Here is a 510-nt window from a genome sequence, read left to right as displayed (position 1 = left end):
CCGGTTGCATACACCAAAGCCGACGGCACCAAGGTGTACAAACACACCGACGGCAACTTCTACGATGCACCCAACGGTGCAGGTAACCAAGTTGCAGCAGCGGATGTGATTACCAGCCTGCAGAATGCGGCCGGCAGCACAACCGCACCGACCACCTTGGCCAACGTGAAGGACAATCTGGCCGATACCGCTGCAGCCGTTACCAACCCGACCGGTAACGACCGCACCACCTTGTCTGCCAACAAAGGCCACAACGCCGCCACCGTCAACGACGTATTGAACGCCGGCTTCACCGTACAAGGCAACGGGGTTGACGAAGATTTTGTCACCCATGGCGATACCGTTAATTTTGTTAACGGCCAAGGTACCGTAGCCAACGTCAGCAGCACTGGCGGTGTAACAACGGTTAAGTTCGATACCCCGATGACCTATGTTGACACAGCGGGCACTCCGGCCACTACGCCGAGCAACAAAGTGAATCTGGTGGGCACAGGCGGCCCGGTAACCTTG

Annotated in this window: 1 pseudogene; it reads left to right on the top strand. The window is 57.5% G+C overall.

Annotated features, from left to right (window positions below):
• A pseudogene (locus ACTHSP_RS21615) lies at positions 1-510 on the top strand (hypothetical protein); the annotation flags it as partial.

It is taken from the genome of Neisseria sp. P0001.S005 (assembly GCF_051963715.1).
This window is presented reverse-complemented; position numbering and strand designations above follow the sequence as displayed.